Source organism: Pseudonocardia sp. N23 (assembly GCF_002583555.1).
In the GTDB taxonomy this organism is placed as follows: Bacteria; Actinomycetota; Actinomycetes; order Mycobacteriales; family Pseudonocardiaceae; genus Pseudonocardia.
The window spans coordinates 63,285-78,743 of record NZ_BEGX01000052.1 but is presented as its reverse complement, the minus strand read 5'-3'; the positions used below and the strand labels follow the sequence as shown (position 1 = coordinate 78,743).

Here is a 15,459-nt window from a genome sequence, read left to right as displayed (position 1 = left end):
CCCGAAAGGACTCCCGTGTCAGACAGCCGGCCCGCAGAGGTGGACCCCGGACAGGTCGATGTCGACGTCGTCGTGGTCGGAGCGGGAGGTGGGGGCCTCGCCGCCGCGCTCGCCGCCGCCGACGCCGGCGTGACCGCCGTCGTCCTGGAGAAGGAGGAGCGCGCCGGCGGAAACTCCGCGCTGTCCACCGGCTCCGTCCCCGGAGCGGGCACCCGCTGGCAGGCCGAGGCAGGTATCGACGACTCCCCGGCCCGCCTCGCCGCCGACCTGCTGCGCCAGTCCGGTCCGCACGACGCGGAGGAGACTGTCGAGGTCCTGGCCGCCGCGAGCGCCGGGCTCGTCGAGTGGCTCGTCGACGCCCACGACGTCGACCTGCGCCTGATCACCGACTACAAGCACGTCGGGCACAGCGTGCCCCGGCTGCACGCGCCACCGTCGCGCAAGGGCCAGGCCCTTGTCGCCGACCTGCTGCGCGCCGCCGAGGCCGCCGACGTCGAGGTGCTCACCCACTCACCCGTCGACCGGCTCGTCGTCGAGGACGGGGTCGTGCGCGGGGTCGTCGTCTCCGGTGGCCGATCGGGCACCTACACGCTGCGGTGCCGCGCGGTCGTCCTGGCGGCCAACGGTTTCGGTGCCGACGCAGGCATGGTCGCCAGGTTCGCCCCCGACGCGTCGGGCCTGGAGTACCTGGGCGCCCACGGCAGCACCGGCGAGGCCGTGCGCTGGCTGCTCGACCTCGGCGCGACGATGGGCAACGCGTCGGCCTTCCAGGGCTACGCCGCCGTCGCCAGCCCGCACGGGTCGATCACGTCGTGGACGACCGTCGAGCACGGCGGGATCGTCGTCGACGTCACCGGCGCCCGGATCGGCGACGAGTCGATCGGCTACTCCGGTTTCGCCGCCGACGTCGCCCGCGCCGACGGTCCCGTGCACGTCGTGTTCGACGCCGCGATCCGCGACTCCGTCGCCGCGCACGAGGAGGAGTTCGCCGAGCTCGTCGCCGTGGGCGGGACCAAGGAGGCACCCGACGCCGCCGCGCTCGCCGCGCTGATCGGCGCCGACCCCGCCGTCCTGGCCGCCACCCTCGACGCCGCCGGCGCGGCCGCGGCCGGGGACGCCCCCGACCCGGTGGGGCGCACGGCCTGGGGCCACGGTCCGCTGCAGCGCCCCTACGTCGCGGTCCGGGCGGTACCCGCCCTGTTCCACACCCAGGGCGGCGTCCGGGTCGACAAGCACGCCCGCGTCGTCGGACCCGCCGGTCCGATCCCCGGTGTGTACGCCACCGGTGGTGTCGCCGCCGGCGTGAGCGGACGGACCGGCGGTGCCGGCTACTCGTCGGGCAACGGCCTGCTCACCGCGCTCGGCCTCGGCATGATCGCCGGGCGGCACGCGGCCTCCGCCCGATGAGCGCCGCTGCTCCCGCCGGCACCGGACGGCAGTCCCGGCGCGCCGCGATCGGCAGCCTCGTCGGCACCACTCTGGAGTGGTACGACTTCTTCATCTACGGCACCACCGCCGCGCTGGTGTTCGGGCAGGTCTTCTTCCCGGCGCAGGAGGGTGTGCTCGGCACGCTCGCCGCCTTCGCGACGTTCGCCGTCGGGTTCGTCGCCCGGCCCTTCGGCAGCATCCTGTTCGGGCACTTCGGCGACCGCATCGGCCGCCGCAACGTCCTCATCGCGACGCTGCTGATCATGGGCGGCGCAACCGTCCTCATCGGACTGATCCCGTCGTACGCCTCGATCGGGGTGTGGGCGCCGGTCCTGCTCACCCTGTGCCGCATCGCCCAGGGCGTCGCCCTCGGCGGCGAGTGGGGTGGCGCCGCGCTGCTGTCGGTGGAGAACGCGCCGGTCCGCAAGCGGGGCCTGTTCGGCTCGTCCACCCAGGTCGGATCGCCCGCCGGGCTGCTGCTCGCGAGCCTCGTCATCGCCGGTGCGTCGGCGGTCAGCGGCGACGCGTTCGCCGAGTGGGGCTGGCGCATCCCGTTCCTCGCCAGCCTCGTCATCGTCGTCGTGGGGCTGCTGATCCGCCGGGGCCTCGCCGAGTCGTCGGACTTCACCGAGAACGCCGGGAAGGCGCCCGCGGCACTGCCGATCAGGCAGGTGCTGCGCGACGACTGGCGCTCGGTGCTGATCGGTGCCGGTCTGGGCGCGGCCAACAACGCGATCTACTACACCGTCGCGACCTACACACTGGCGTATGTGACCGGCACCCTCGGCGTCGCCAAGGGCGAGACGATCAACCACCTGACGATCGTGTCCGTCTGCTACCTGGTGTCCATCCCGTTCTTCGGGTGGCTGTCGGACAAGGTCGGGCTGCGCCGCCAGGTCGTCGTCGCCGCGCTGCTCGCCGCCGCGTTCGTCTTCCCCTACTTCGCCATGATCGAGACGGGGGAGTCCTGGATCATCCTGCTCGGCATGGTCATCGGCCTCGCCGTCGTGCAGTCCGCGGCCTACGCGCCGCAGCCCGCGATCTACGCCGAGCTGTTCCCCGCCCGCACCCGCTACACCGGCGCCTCACTGGCCTACGCGCTGCCGACCACCGTCATCGGCGGAACGGCGCCGTTCGTCGCCACGTGGCTGCACGCCGAGACGGGCAGCAACACCGCGATGGCCTGGTACGTCGTCGGGCTGTCGCTGCTCGCCGCGGGCTGCGCGGCGCTGGCCCACCGACGCCACGCCGCCGCGTCGTCGGCGGTCGCCGAGAAGGAGATCCCCGTTGTCTGAGCTGCTGTCGTGGGCCGCGGCCCGCGCCGCCGACGGCGACATCCCCGACCACGTCCTGCGCACCGCCCTGGTGATCATGTGCGACGACCTCGCAGCCATGGTCGTCGCCCACACCGAGGACGAGGTGCGGGCGGTCACCGCCCAGGCCGGCGGCGGGCCGTCCGAGTCGACGCTCGTCGGGGCGCCCGGGCGGCGCACCGACCGGCGGTCCGCCGCGCTTGCCAACGCCGTCGCCGCCAACTGGACCGAGCTCGACGGCGGCTACCGGCCCGCCACCTGCCACGGCTCGCTCTACTCACTGCCCGCCGCGCTGGCCGAGGTCGAGGCCACCGGCGGCACACTCGGTGACCTGCTGCGCGCGCACGTCCTCGGCTACGAGGTCGTCACCCGCGTCGCCCGGGCCTACCGGCCGCCGCTGCCCCTGGTGCTGCACCCGCACGCCACGCTCTCGCCGATCGGTGCCGCTGCTGCGCTGGCCGCGGCGCGACGCCTGGGCCCGGACGCGTTCGCCACGACGGTGTTCGGTGCGGCGTCGATGTCGCTGACCGGGCCGTTCTCCCACGCCACCAGCGGCGCGACGATCCGCAACGCATGGGCGGGCGCCGGTGCGCAGCTCGGGTTCGTCGCCGCCGACGTCGCCGCGGCCGGGCTCACCGCGAGCCCGACCGTCCTCGACGAGGTGTTCGCCGGCACCGTCGTCACCCCGGATGAGCTGACCGCCGGGCTGGGGGAGCGCTGGGCCGTCGAGGACGGCTACCAGAAGCCCTACGCCTGCTGTCAGTACCTGCACGCGAGCGTCGAGGCCGCGTCGCTGCTCGCCGGCTCGGTGCCGGCGGACGGTGAGATCACCGCCGTCGACGTCCGGACCCACCCGCTCGGGGCCGCACTCACCAACGCGTCCCCGGCCACGACACTGGCCGGGCGGTTCTCGCTGCCGCACGCCGTCGCCACCGTGCTGCACCACCGCACGACCGCCGCCGCCGTGTTCTCCGGCGCCACCTTGCACGAGCCGGCGGTCGCGGCACTGCGCGGACGCGTCCGGATCGAGGAGTGGGCCGACCCGCCCGCGCCGCCGCACGACCGGCCCTCGACCGTGCGGGTCACCCTGGGCGACGGCCGGGTCCTGGAGGAGACGGTGCTGTCCGCGGCCGGTGGGCCGGACCGGCCGCTGTCGCGTCCTGAACTGCTCACCAAGTACGAGAGGCTGACCGGCGAGCTGCAGCCCGGGTTCGCCGGACGGGTTCGTACCCTCACCGACCCGCGTGGCCCGCTCGACCTCGACGCACCCCTGCGCGGCGTCCTCGCCGCGCTGCTCGGAACGGGCGGCTCCCGGTGACCGCCCCCACCCCGGGCCCGACGTCGGACCGCTCCGCGGGCACCCGCAACCGGTCCCGTGCCGGACTCGGCGGGACGACCGCGGCGGAACGGCTCGTCGACGGGGTGCTCGCGCTGCCCGCTCGGCTGCCCGCCGACGTCGACGCCGTGGCCCGCAGGCACCTGCTCGACGCCGTCGGCGTGGGGCTCGCCGCCGCCCGGACCGGGCCGGCACGCGGGATCGTCGCGGTTGCGCGCACCGCAGGGCCGTGCACCGTCCTCGGCGCTGCGGCAGGCGCGGGTCCCGCCGATGCCGCGCTGGTCAACGGCACCCTCGTGCACTCCCTGGAGTACGACGACACCCACACCGGCTCGGTCATGCACGGCAGCGCCGCGCTGGCCCCGGCCGTGCTCGCCGCCGCACAGGAGACCGGCGCACCCGGCGACGTCGTCGTCCGCGCCTTCGCCGTGGGCTGGGAGGTGCTGGTCCGGCTCGGGCTGGCCACCCCGAGCGGGTTCCAGCGCGTCGGGTTCCAGGGCACCTCGGTCGCCGGCCCGGTCGCGGGGGCGATCGCCGTCGGCCTCGTCCACGGACTCGGCCGCGAGGCGCTGCTCGACGCGGTCGGTGTCGCCGCCAGCTTCTCGGCCGGAAACTTCACGTTCCTGTCCCGCGGCGCCACCAGCAAGGCGGCGCAGGCGGGCATCGCCGCGCAGGGCGCGGTGTCGGCCGTCGCGCTGGTCCGGGGCGGTGTGACCGGCGGTCGGGCGGTGTTCGAGGGTGAGCGTGGGTTCTTCGGCCTCTACGCCCACGACCCCTCGGCCGCCGACCGGCTGGTCGCGCTCGTCGCCGACCTCGGCGAACGCCGGCACCTGCTCGACGCAGCGTTCAAGGGCCTGCCCTGCTGTCACTTCCTGCACCCGTTCGCCGAGGCCGTCGCCGCGCTCGACGTGCGGCCCGAGCGGATCGTGCGCGTGCTGTGCCGGCTGCCGGTCGGACAGGAGCAGGTCGTCGCCGAGCCGTGGGAGGGCAAGCAGGCGCCGGTGACCGCGGGGGAGGCGCGCTGGAGCCTGCCCTACGTCGTGGCGCTGCAGGCCGTGCGGGGCGAGGTCACGCTCGACGACTTCACCGGCGACCCCGACCCCGACGTGCTGGCGTTCGCCGAGCGGGTCGACCGGGAGCCGTGGGAGGGCTCCGGCTACCCCGCGGTGTTCCCCGCCGAGATCGTCGCCGACCTCGACGACGGCACCTCCCGCACGGTGCGGATCGACGACGTCGACGGCAACGCCGGGCGCCCCTGGGGCGAGGCGCGGGTCGTCGCGAAGTTCGGGGACAACTGCCGCCGGGCGGGCGCCGACCCCGACCGTGCGGGCGAGCTCGTCGACGGCCTGCTGCACGCCGCCGTGCCCGACCTCGCCGCCCTGCCCGACCTCGCCGCCCTGCCCGACCTCGCCGCCCTGCCCGAGTCCGCGACCCTGCCCGACGTCCTGGGCTGAGACCCCCGCCGCGCGCAACCCCACGGTCGTCCGGAGCGCCACGGAGAGCGGTGGGGGTGCGCGCGGTGTGACGTCCGGTGCGGCCGCACGGTCGCTCGTGGCGCCGCCCGTCGGGATGCGGCCGTGTGGGGCCGGGATCAGCGCCGGCGGAAGCGTTCGGCGAGCTGGGGGTCGTCCTCCCACCACAACCGGGCCGGCGCCGCGGGATCGGGCTCCGGGCCGTCGTCGGCGACGTCCTCCAGCGCGTCGAGCTCGGCGTCGATCTTCACCGCCCGCTGTTCGTCCTCGCGCGCCATCCGGGCGATGACGACGCCGATGAACGGCAGCCCGATCACGTCGCCGCCCACCCACAGCACACCGGCGCCGACGACCTGGTCGGTCCGCAGGTCGGGGCCCCAGTCGCGGTGCAGCGCCGCGTAGTGCCCACCCGCGACCAGCGGCCCGAGCCAGAGGACGACGCCGAGCACCGCGTCGCCGATGACCTCGATGATCGTGATCCACAGCGTCACGAGGTAGGGGTCGGTGCGGGGGGTGGGGTCGATGCGCAGCCGCGTCCAGAAGTACAGCCAGCCCGCCGCCACGAGCACGGTCCCAGCGAGTCCGCTCGCGACGGGGCTGCGCAACGTCAGCGGGTAGAGCGGGCTCAGGTAGAGCACCAGCATCGGGACGACGAGCACCACCGTGACGACGATCGGGAACGTCAGGGCCCGTGCCGCGCCGGAGTGCAGCAGCCGGGACCAGCGGGCCCGGCGGGTGGCGGGCAGCAGGTCGGCGACGAGCCGCACCGGAGAGCCCAGCGCGAGCAGCAGCGGCGTGAGCATCAGCAGCACGACGTTCTGCGCGGCCCGGGTCCAGAACAGGGTCGTGTCGTAGACGCCGAGGAAGCTGCACCCGACGAGCGCAACGGTGGCGGCGGCGGCCGCGACGCATCCGGTGCGCGCCCGTGGCCAGGCCGGTCCGCGGCGCCGGGCCAGGGCCAGGAGGTAGCCGCCGAGCAGCGCCACGGCGGCGACGAGAGTCCCCGGGTCCGCCCGCCACGACGTCACCATGCGGGCCGCCGTCAACGGCGGGAGCGCGGCCGCGACGCTCACCGACGGTCCCGGCGGACGACTCGCGGGAGGCGGCGACACGAATTCGGCGACAATTCAGACACGACCGTCATGTGTATCCGAACCCCTTTCGGTCGCCGTTGTGCACCGCGATGCTAACCATTGCCGGAAAGCGCGGACCGTCGTCCCGGTCTGAGGCGAAACTGCTGGAAGAACGTGATATGGCCGGAAAACGAGGATCGGCGGTGCGCGATTTCGGAAGGTGTCGGTAAATTCCCGGACATGCGCCCGGCGGGCGCGTCGCCGAATTCAGGTCGCGTGCCAGAATGGCGGTCCCCGGGCCGGGGCGCCGTCTGTCGGCCCGTTCCGCCACCGCCCGACCCGCCGGCGAGGAGATTGATGTCGTCCATCTCGTACCTGGAAGCCGTGGTCGTCGGCGCCCTGCAGGGCGTCAGCGAGCTGTTCCCGGTGTCGAGCCTGGGGCACAGCGTCCTGGTCCCGGCGCTGGTGGGCGGCCACTGGGCGACCGACCTGTCCGTCACCCGGCCAGGCTCGCCCTACCTGGCCGTGCTCGTCGCGATGCATGTCGCGACGGCGCTCGCGCTCGTCGTGCACTACCGCCGCGACTGGGTGCGGCTCGTCGCCGGGCTGTGGGAGTCGTTGCGACGCCGGCGGGTCACGTCGCCGACCGCCAGGGTGGGGCTGCTGCTGGTGCTGGGCACGATCCCTGTCGGCATCGCCGGGCTGATCCTGGAGGCACCGCTGCGCGACGTGCTCGGCAGGCCCGTCCCGGCCGCGGCGTTCCTGGCCGTCAACGGTGTCGTGCTCTGGCTCGTCGAACGCGGCCGCCGCGCCGACGCGCCCTCGGTGTCCCCGCAGACCGCGACCGTCGACTTCTCCGCGCAGCCCACGATGCCGATGCGCACGGCGACCGCGGTCACCGCCGAGGAGCGGTCCGACGTGCGCGTCGCGCGGCTGAGCGTGCGCGACGCGCTGCTCGTCGGCGCCGCGCAGAGCCTCGCGCTGCTGCCGGGCATCAGCCGGTCGGGCATCACGATCGTCGCCGGGCTGCGGCGCGGCCTGCGCCACGACGACGCCGCCCGCTACGCCTTCCTGCTGGCGACGCCCGTCATCCTCGCCGCCGGGCTGCTGAAGATGCCGGGCCTGTTCAGCGCGGCCGAGCGCCCGGTGCTGGGGCCCGCGCTCGTCGGCAGCGTCGTCGCCGGGGTCGCGGCGTATCTCTCGGCGCGGTTCCTGAGCCGCTGGTTCCACACCGGGACGCTGCGGCCCTTCGCCGTCTACTGCGTCGTCGCGGGACTGGGCAGCCTGATCTACCTGGGGTTCGCCGGCTGAGCGGTGCGGGGGGCGACCGTGAGCCGCAGCGGCGGGTCGACCGCGGGCCCGCCGGGCAGCCGCACGGTGAACGTGGTGCGCCCCGGGACACTGTCGACGTGCACCGACCCGTTGTGCGCGGTGACGACGGCGTGCACGATCGCGAGCCCCAGCCCCGTGCTGCCCGCCGCCCGCGACCGGGACTTCTCCCCGCGGGCGAACCGTTCGAACACGTGCGGCAGCAACGCCTGCGGGATCCCGGGCCCGGTGTCCTCGACGGTCAGCAGGATGTCGCCGGTGCGGACGTCGGGGGCCAGGCCCACCGTCACCTGCGTCCCCGGCGGGGTGTGGGTGCGCGCGTTGGCCAGCAGGTTCGTGAGCACCTGGGTGAGCCGCGACGCGTCGCCGACGGTCGAGACCGGCTCGTCGGGCAGTGCCATCCGCCACGAGTGGTCGGGGCCGACGGCGTGCGCGTCGCTCACCGAGTCGAGAACGAGCCGGGTGAGGTCGACGGGTGCCCGCTCCAGCGGCCGGCCCGCGTCGAGCCGGGCGAGCAGCAGCAGGTCCTCGACGAGCGTCGTCATCCGCTCGGCCTGCGACGAGATGCGCACCAGTGAGTACTCGGCGTCGGGGGCGAGGTCGGAGCGCCGCGTCAGCTCGGCGTAGCCGCGGATCGCGGCCAGCGGGGTGCGCAGCTCGTGGCTGGCGTCGGCGATGAACTGCCGCAGCCGCATCTCGCTGTCCTGGCGCGCCTCGAGCGCCCCGCCGACGTTGTCCAGCATCAGGTTCAGCGCCGCGCCCATCTTGCCGACCTCGGTGCGCGGGTCGGTGTCGGGAACCCGCTCGACCAGCTCCACGTCACCGCGGTCGAGCCGCAGCGCGCTCACGGTCGCCGCCGTCTGCGCCACCCGTTCCAGCGGCCGCAGCTCGTGACGCACCAGCACCGCCCCCGCGACGCCCGCGCCCGCGAGCGCGACGCCGAGGACGATCACCTCGATCAGGATCAGCCCGTCGACGACGGACTCCGCCCGCGCCTGCGGCAGCCCGATGACCAGCAGGCTCCCGTCGGGGGAGGCGAACGCCGACAGTCGGTACGTGCCGATCGACAACGACTGGCTCGTCGGCTGCCCGTTCGTCGGGACGGCCTCCAGCAAGCCGTAGTCCTCGGGATCGACGGGCCACGACGTCCCGCCCTTGTCGCTGACCAGGGCCTCGATGACCCTGCCGTCGACGACCCGCGCGCCGAGCGTGCGCGGCTCCTGCGCCGGCCCGAGGAAGGAGTCGTTGCGGTCGGGGGTGACGCCGGGCGGGGGAGTCTGGTCGTGGAACCGGGAGAACCGCTGCCCGGCCGACCGCAGGTCGTCGTCGAGCTGGCGGATCATGAACTGGCGGGCCGCGATCGTCGTCGCGAACCCGATGACGAGGAACGCCGCGGTGAGCAGGACGAGCACCGTCGCGACGAGCCGCGCCCGCAGCGAGCGCGGCGCCGCGCGCGGGCTCACTCGCCCGACGCGGGCTTGAGCACGTATCCCGCGCCGCGGACCGTGTGGATCATCGGTGCCCGGCCGTTGTCGATCTTCTTGCGGAGGTAGGAGACGTAGAGCTCCACGACGTTGGACTGCCCCCCGAAGTCGTAGTGCCACACCCGGTCGAGGATCTGCGCCTTGCTCAGCACCCGGCGCGGGTTGCGCATCAGGAACCGCAGCAGCTCGAACTCGGTGGCGGTCAGCTCCACCTCGGTGTCGCCGCGGCGCACCTCGTGGCTGTCCTCGTCGAGCGTCAGGTCGCCGACGGCCAGCTCCGAACCCTGCCGGGCCGCCGCCATGCCGGAGCGGCGCAGCAGCCCCCGCAGCCGCGCGACCAGCTCCTCGAGGGAGAACGGCTTCGTGACGTAGTCGTCCCCGCCTGCGGTGAGCCCCGCGACGCGGTCCTCCACGGCGTCCTTCGCCGTCAGGAACAGCACCGGGACGTCGGGGGTGTCGGCGCGCATGCGGCGCAACACCTCCAGCCCGTCGAGATCGGGAAGCATGACGTCGAGGATCACGGCGTCGGGGCGGAACTCCCGCGCCGCCCGGACCGCGGTCAGCCCGTCCGCGGCCGTCCGCACGTCCCAGCCCTCGTAGCGCAGCGCCATCGCCAGGAGATCCGACAGCGTCGACTCGTCGTCGACGACGAGGACCCGCACCGCGCTGCCGTCCGCGCGCTGCAGCCGCCCCGCCACCTGCTCGTTCACCCCGGTCATGCTAGCCAGGCTCGCGCGCGGGACTGTGCCGGCGCTGGGTGGAGTCTGTGCGTTCCCTGTGCGCGGGCCCGGCGGGGTTGCCCGGGACCGCCGTCGGACGACAGCCCTGTGAGTGGCGATGGTCGCCATGGCGACCATCGCCACTCACGACCGCCGGGGGGAGCCGGGTCCACGGGCCGTGGGCGCCCGGGACCGCGACCGAGCCGGGCGAGCGCTCAGCGGGCGCGCCAGTACCCCGTCGCGTACACGCGGCGCCGGTCGAGGTGACGGTCGTCGAGAAGGTGTGTGCGCAGGTCACGCACGGCGGCGGACTCCCCGGCGAGCCACGCCTGGCCGCCGCTGCCCGGGAGCGTGGCCGCGCGCACCGCCTCGACCAGCCGCTCGCCGGCAGGCGCGTCGTCGCGGTGCACCCACACGACGTCGGCGTTCGCGGGGAGGTCCTGGTGCTCGCCGGCGTCGGCGACCTCGAGGAAGGCGAGGACCGGCCCGCTGAACCCGGCGAGCTCCTCCAGGACGGTCGCGACCGCGGGCAGTGCGCTCTCGTCGCCCATGACGACGTGGAACTCCGCGGCGGGGTCGGGCTCCCAGCGCCCGCCCGGCTCGGAGACGCCGACCCACGCGCCCGGCTCGGCGGCCCGCGCCCACGCCGCGGCGGGGCCGTGGCCCTCGTGCAGCACGAAGTCGACGTCGAGCTCGCCGGCGGCGGCGTCGAACCGGCGGACCGTGTAGGTGCGGATCGTCGGCCGCGGCTCACCCGGCGGCCACACCGGGCCGCCCGTGCTCGCGCGGGGCACGGCGGGCCGGTCCTGGCCGCCGACGGGGAAGAACATCTTGACCCTGCGGTCGGGACCGTCGCCGGGGAAGCCCGCGAGCTCGTCTCCGCCGAGGGTCACGCGGATCATTTTCGGGGTGACCCGGGCGCTGCGGCGCACCTGCAGCAGCCGGGGTGGGGTCATGGTCATCGCCCGACATTGTGCCGAGCGACCTGACGGAGCGAGGCGGCGAGGTGTCAGGGCTGGTGCGCGAGGCCCGTCCAGACCAGGTCCATCAGGTGGTCGGTCGCCTCGGCGGCGCTCATCCGGGGGCCCCCGTCGGCCGCCGAACCGCGGTAGAGGGCGAGCCGTTCGCAGGCGCCGACGATCACGTGCGCCCAGCCCACGAGCCGCTGCGGCGCGGTCTCGGGGGCCTGGACGGCGAGCAGGCCGGCGATGAAGTCGGTCTGCTGGGCGCGGATCTCCTCCAGCGCGGCCGCCGCGGCCTGCGACACCGACGCCTCGGAGTACAGCAGCGACCAGGCCGGCTTCTGGGCGTCGAGGTAGTCGAAGAAGGCGAGGGTGCCGCGGCGCAGCATGTCCTCCGGGCCGTCGGCGGCGGCCGCGGCGGCGGACGTGACGTCGAGGAGCTCGGTGCGCACCCGCGCGACGCACGCGAGCAACAGTCCCTCCTTCGACCCGAAATGGCTGTACAGGACGGGTTTGGTGACGCCGACGACCTCGGCGACGGCGTCCATCGACGCGTTCTGGTATCCCCGGCCGGAGAACACGGCGACCGCGGCGTCGAGAATCTGCCGCTCACGCTCGGCCCGGGCGACGCGGCGCCGGGGCGTGCGGGTCTCCATGCGGCCGAACCCTACCGGTCCAAAGTTACTGATGGTAAGTTACCGCCGGTAACAGCTGAGGAGGGCAGGCATGAACGAGCGCAGTGCGGCGACCGGGCCCGCGACCGTCACCGTGGACACCGTCATCGTCGGCAGCGGGTTCGCCGGTCTCGGCATCGCCGTGAAGCTCGACGAGGCGGGCCGCCGCGACTGGGTGGTCCTCGAGAAGGGCGACACCCTCGGCGGCACCTGGCGCGACAACGAGTACCCCGGGTGCGCCTGCGACGTCGAGTCGCACCTGTACTCCTTCAGCTTCCGGCAGAACCCGGACTGGACGCGCACCTTCGCCCGCCAGCCCGAGATCCGTGCCTATCTCGAGGACGTCGCCGACCACTACCGGCTCCGCGACCGCATCCGCTTCGGCGCGCACGTCACCGGTGCCGAGTGGGACGGCACGGGCTGGGACGTCCGCCTCGCCGACGGCACCACGATCCACGCCCGGTTCGTCGTCCTCGGCACCGGCGCCCTGCACGACCCGTCGGTCCCCGACATCGAGGGCCTCGACCGCTTCACCGGCACCGCCTTCCACTCCGCGCAGTGGGACCACTCCCACGACCTGCGCGGCAGGCGCGTCGCCGTCATCGGCACCGGCGCGAGCGCCATCCAGTTCGTCCCCGCGATCGCGCCCGACGTCGAGTCGCTGACGTTGTTCCAACGCACCGCGCCCTGGGTGCTCCCCAAGGGCGACAGGCCGATCCCCGACGCCGCGCGTCGTCGCTACCGGCGCTTCCCGCTCCTGCAGCGCCTCGCCCGGATCGGCATCTACTGGCGGCACGAGGCGCTCGTCGCGGGCTTCCTCAACCCGCGGCTGATGCGCGTCATCGGTCGCGCCGCGTCGACCTACCTCGACAGGGCGTTCGCGAAGGACCCGGCGCTCAAGGCCAAGCTCACCCCGGACTTCACGATCGGCTGCAAGCGCATCCTGCTGTCCAACGACTACTACCCGGCGCTGCGCCGCGACAACGTCCACGTCGAGACGACCGGCATCTCACACGTGACCGAGACCGGCGTCGTCACCACCGACGGCGTCGAGCACCCGTGCGACACCATCGTCTTCGGCACCGGGTTCAAGGTCGCCGACGGCCTGAGCCGCATGACGATCACCGGCCGCGACGGCGCCAAGCTCGGCGACGCCTGGCGCGGCGGCATGGAGGCCCTCCTCGGCACCACCGTCGCCGGCTTCCCCAACCTCTTCGTCCTCACCGGCCCCAACACCGGCCTCGGGCACAGCTCCATGGTGCTGATGATCGAGTCGCAGATCCCCTACGTGCTCGACGCGATGAACACCGTCGACAGGCACCGCGCCGCCGCCATCGACACCGTCCGCGAACGCCAGGACGACTTCAACACCGCGATCCAGGCCAAGCTCGACAAGGCCGTGTGGAGCCAGGGTGGCTGCGGCAGCTGGTACCTCGACGAGCACGGCCGCAACCGCACCCTGTGGCCCGGCGCGACCTTCACCTACCGCCGCCGCACCCGCCGCATCGACCCGGCCGACCACGTCCTCCTGTGAGCGGCGATGGTCGCCATGGCGACCATCGCCGCTCACGACCCCGGTTACCGTCGTCACCGTGCGCGCCTTCACCTACTCGATCCCCATGACGACGCGTTTCCGTGGGATCACCGTCCGCGAGGGCATGCTCGTCGAGGGGCCCGCGGGATGGGGCGAGTTCTGCCCGTTCCCCGAGTACGACGACGGCGAGGCCGCGTCCTGGCTCGCCGCCGCGTCGGAGGCCGCGCGCGACGGCTGGCCCTCACCGGTCCGCGACTCCGTCCCCGTCAACTGCATCGTCCCGGCGGTCGGGCCCGAGCGCGCCCAGGAGATGGTGCGTGCCTCCGGCTGCACGACGGCCAAGGTCAAGGTCGCCGACGAGCCCGGCTCGCTGCCCGCCGACCTGGAGCGGGTCGCCGCGGTCCGCGATGCCCTCGGGCCGGGAGGCTTCGTCCGTGTCGACGCCAACGCCCGCTGGGACGTCGACGAGGCCGTCGCCGCGATCCGGGCGCTGGACCGGGCCGCGGGCGGGCTCCAGTACGTCGAACAGCCCTGCGTCTCCGTGGACGAGCTGGTCGCGGTGCGCAAGCGGGTCGACGTGCGGATCGCCGCCGACGAGGCCATCCGCCGCGCCGACGACCCCCTGACCGTCGACGTCTCCGAGGCCGCCGACGTCGCGATCCTCAAGGTCGCGCCGCTGGGCGGGGTGCGCCGGGCGCTCGCCGTCGCGCAGTCCTGCGGGCTGCCGTGCGTGGTGTCGTCGGCGCTCGAGACCAGCGTCGGGATGGCCGCCGGGATCGCGCTCGCCGCTGCCCTGCCGTCGCTGGATTTCGCCTGCGGCCTGGGGACGGTCGCGCTGCTGAGCCACGACGTCGTCGCCGACCCGCTGCGGCCCGTCGACGGCATGCTCCCCGTGCTGCGCCGGGCCCCGGAACCCGTGCGGCGCAACGACGTTCCCGCCGACGCGCAGCGGACCGCGTGGTGGGACGCCCGGCTGGCCCGCGTCGGCGCCCTCCTGGCGGCCCGGACCTGAACGCGCCTCCCGGCCGCAACCCCCACTGCTGCCTGCGACCTGCTGCCCGCGGGCCCGCGACGACCGCGCAGGTCGCCGGTCCTCGAGCAGGGTTGACCTTTCGCCGCGCGGGAACCCCCGCGCAGGTCGTCCACCGATCCGCGACGGGGTTAGGGTGGCCTGGTCATGTCCGTAGTGGTCGTCGGGGCCGGACTGGCCGGAACCGCCTGCGCCGCCGAACTGGTGGCAGCGGGCGTACCGGTGCGCGTGCTCGACCGGGCCGACCACGTCGGCGGCCGCATGGCCACCCGCACCGTGGACGGCCGGGCGGTCGACACCGGAGCGGCGTACTTCACCGTCCGTGACCCCGAGTTCGCCGAGGTCGTCGCCCGCTGGCGCACCGCGGGCCTGGCCAGGCCGTGGACCGTCGAGCTCAGGGTGCTCGGCGGTGACGTGCCTGCCGCCCGTTCGCCCGGCCCGATGCGCTGGTCGGCGCCCTGCGGGCTGCGCAGCCTCGTCGAGCACCTGGCGCGCGGACTTCCGGTCGAGCTGGGCCACGACGTGCAGCACGTCGGCCCGGGACCGACCGTCGACGGCGAGGCCGCCGACACCGTCGTCCTCGCGATGCCCGACCCGCAGGCGGCCCGCATCCTCGACCCGGTGCTGCAGGCCCACGCCGCGGCGGCGGGGCGCAGCTGGCGGCCCGTCGTCGCCGTGGTGGCGGGCTTCGCGGAGCGGACCTGGCCGGAGCTGTCGGCAGCGTTCGTCAACGACCATCCCGTCGTGTCCATGGTCGCCGACGACGGCGCCCGCCGGGGCGACGCCGCCCCGGTACTGGTGGCGCACTCGACGGCGGAGGTGGCACGGCGCCACGAGGACGACCCCGAGGGTGCGATCCCCGACGTGCTGAAGGCGGTGTCGGAGCTGCTCGGCCTGACGGCCGAGCCGGTCTGGACCCGCGCCTATCGCTGGCGGTTCGCCGCACCGGAGGCCGGCCGTGACGTCCCGTTCCTGCTGGGTGGCGACGGTGTCGCGCTGGCGGGCGACGGCTGGGGCAGCTCGCGGATCGAGACGGCGTGGCGGTCGGGGACGTTGCTCGGGCGGGAGCTGGCCCGTCGGCACACGGCGCCGTAGCGTCGCGGGC

General features: G+C 74.6%; 13 protein-coding genes. 8 read left to right on the top strand and 5 right to left on the bottom strand.

Features of this window, described 5'->3' with window-relative positions; genetic code table 11:
• Window positions 1-15 precede the first annotated feature (15 nt).
• Genes TOK_RS13770 through TOK_RS13755 form a run of 4 tightly spaced genes read left to right on the top strand, consistent with a single transcriptional unit; the run spans window position 16 to window position 5,531 of the window.
• Window positions 16-1,407 carry an FAD-dependent oxidoreductase gene (locus tag TOK_RS13770; protein ID WP_216361971.1) on the top strand — a complete coding sequence of 464 codons (1,392 nt, stop codon included), beginning with the start codon at window positions 16-18 and terminating at the stop codon, window positions 1,405-1,407.
• On the top strand, window positions 1,404-2,723 hold the full coding sequence (locus TOK_RS13765; protein ID WP_098958252.1) for an MFS transporter: 1,320 nt from the start codon (window positions 1,404-1,406) through the stop codon (window positions 2,721-2,723). The genes TOK_RS13770 and TOK_RS13765 overlap by 4 nt, the downstream gene beginning before the upstream one ends.
• Window positions 2,716-4,059 carry an MmgE/PrpD family protein gene (locus tag TOK_RS13760; protein WP_098958251.1) on the top strand — a complete coding sequence of 448 codons (1,344 nt, stop codon included), beginning with the start codon at window positions 2,716-2,718 and terminating at the stop codon, window positions 4,057-4,059. The genes TOK_RS13765 and TOK_RS13760 overlap by 8 nt, the downstream gene beginning before the upstream one ends.
• Entirely contained in the window at window positions 4,056-5,531 is a 1,476-nt protein-coding gene (locus TOK_RS13755) for an MmgE/PrpD family protein (protein ID WP_098958250.1), read from the top strand. The genes TOK_RS13760 and TOK_RS13755 overlap by 4 nt, the downstream gene beginning before the upstream one ends.
• 137 nt (window positions 5,532-5,668) lie before the next feature.
• Here the strand turns inward: TOK_RS13755 and TOK_RS13750 are convergent, their stop codons facing one another.
• Window positions 5,669-6,580 (bottom strand): cytochrome c oxidase assembly protein, encoded by a 912-nt coding sequence (locus TOK_RS13750; RefSeq protein WP_098958681.1) that lies wholly within the window; start codon window positions 6,578-6,580, stop codon window positions 5,669-5,671.
• A 399-nt stretch (window positions 6,581-6,979) separates the two neighbouring features.
• Between TOK_RS13750 and TOK_RS13745 the strand changes: the two genes are divergently transcribed.
• On the top strand, window positions 6,980-7,933 hold the full coding sequence (locus TOK_RS13745; protein WP_098958249.1) for an undecaprenyl-diphosphate phosphatase: 954 nt from the start codon (window positions 6,980-6,982) through the stop codon (window positions 7,931-7,933).
• Here the strand turns inward: TOK_RS13745 and TOK_RS13740 are convergent.
• The 4 genes from TOK_RS13740 to TOK_RS13725 form a co-directional block, all read right to left on the bottom strand.
• A complete protein-coding gene (locus TOK_RS13740) occupies window positions 7,912-9,414 on the bottom strand; it encodes a cell wall metabolism sensor histidine kinase WalK (RefSeq protein WP_098958248.1) in 1,503 nt (500 codons plus the stop codon). The two genes, TOK_RS13745 and TOK_RS13740, sit on opposite strands and share 22 nt — an antisense overlap.
• Entirely contained in the window at window positions 9,411-10,154 is a 744-nt protein-coding gene (locus TOK_RS13735; protein ID WP_098958247.1) for a response regulator transcription factor, read from the bottom strand. The genes TOK_RS13740 and TOK_RS13735 overlap by 4 nt, the downstream gene beginning before the upstream one ends.
• Window positions 10,155-10,369: 215 nt before the next feature.
• Entirely contained in the window at window positions 10,370-11,116 is a 747-nt protein-coding gene (locus TOK_RS13730; protein ID WP_098958246.1) for a siderophore-interacting protein, read from the bottom strand.
• Window positions 11,117-11,163: 47 nt separating this feature from the next.
• A complete protein-coding gene (locus TOK_RS13725; protein ID WP_098958245.1) occupies window positions 11,164-11,772 on the bottom strand; it encodes a TetR/AcrR family transcriptional regulator in 609 nt (202 codons plus the stop codon).
• Window positions 11,773-11,842: 70 nt separating this feature from the next.
• Between TOK_RS13725 and TOK_RS13720 the strand changes: the two genes are divergently transcribed.
• The 3 genes from TOK_RS13720 to TOK_RS13710 all read left to right on the top strand — a co-directional run bounded on the left by TOK_RS13720 (window position 11,843) and on the right by TOK_RS13710 (window position 15,449).
• Window positions 11,843-13,324, top strand: coding sequence for an NAD(P)/FAD-dependent oxidoreductase (locus tag TOK_RS13720; RefSeq protein WP_098958244.1), 1,482 nt, complete (start codon window positions 11,843-11,845; stop codon window positions 13,322-13,324).
• Window positions 13,325-13,382: 58 nt separating this feature from the next.
• Window positions 13,383-14,336 (top strand): o-succinylbenzoate synthase, encoded by a 954-nt coding sequence (locus tag TOK_RS13715; RefSeq protein WP_256387974.1) that lies wholly within the window; start codon window positions 13,383-13,385, stop codon window positions 14,334-14,336.
• Window positions 14,337-14,501: 165 nt separating this feature from the next.
• Window positions 14,502-15,449: an NAD(P)/FAD-dependent oxidoreductase gene (locus tag TOK_RS13710; protein ID WP_098958243.1), complete on the top strand. Its 948-nt coding sequence runs from the start codon at window positions 14,502-14,504 to the stop codon at window positions 15,447-15,449.
• Window positions 15,450-15,459 lie beyond the last annotated feature (10 nt).

What these genes read in the sequence shown, in the direction of transcription:
- TOK_RS13750 (WP_098958681.1), bottom strand. Translation starts at nt 6,580, where the DNA reads ATGGTGACGTCGTGGCGGGCGGACCCGGGGACTCTCGTCGCCGCCGTG.
- TOK_RS13710 (WP_098958243.1), top strand. Translation starts at nt 14,502, where the DNA reads ATGTCCGTAGTGGTCGTCGGGGCCGGACTGGCCGGAACCGCCTGCGCC.
- TOK_RS13725 (WP_098958245.1), bottom strand. Translation starts at nt 11,772, where the DNA reads ATGGAGACCCGCACGCCCCGGCGCCGCGTCGCCCGGGCCGAGCGTGAG.
- TOK_RS13720 (WP_098958244.1), top strand. Translation starts at nt 11,843, where the DNA reads ATGAACGAGCGCAGTGCGGCGACCGGGCCCGCGACCGTCACCGTGGAC.
- TOK_RS13735 (WP_098958247.1), bottom strand. Translation starts at nt 10,154, where the DNA reads ATGACCGGGGTGAACGAGCAGGTGGCGGGGCGGCTGCAGCGCGCGGAC.
- TOK_RS13765 (WP_098958252.1), top strand. Translation starts at nt 1,404, where the DNA reads ATGAGCGCCGCTGCTCCCGCCGGCACCGGACGGCAGTCCCGGCGCGCC.
- TOK_RS13745 (WP_098958249.1), top strand. Translation starts at nt 6,980, where the DNA reads ATGTCGTCCATCTCGTACCTGGAAGCCGTGGTCGTCGGCGCCCTGCAG.
- TOK_RS13730 (WP_098958246.1), bottom strand. Translation starts at nt 11,116, where the DNA reads ATGACCATGACCCCACCCCGGCTGCTGCAGGTGCGCCGCAGCGCCCGG.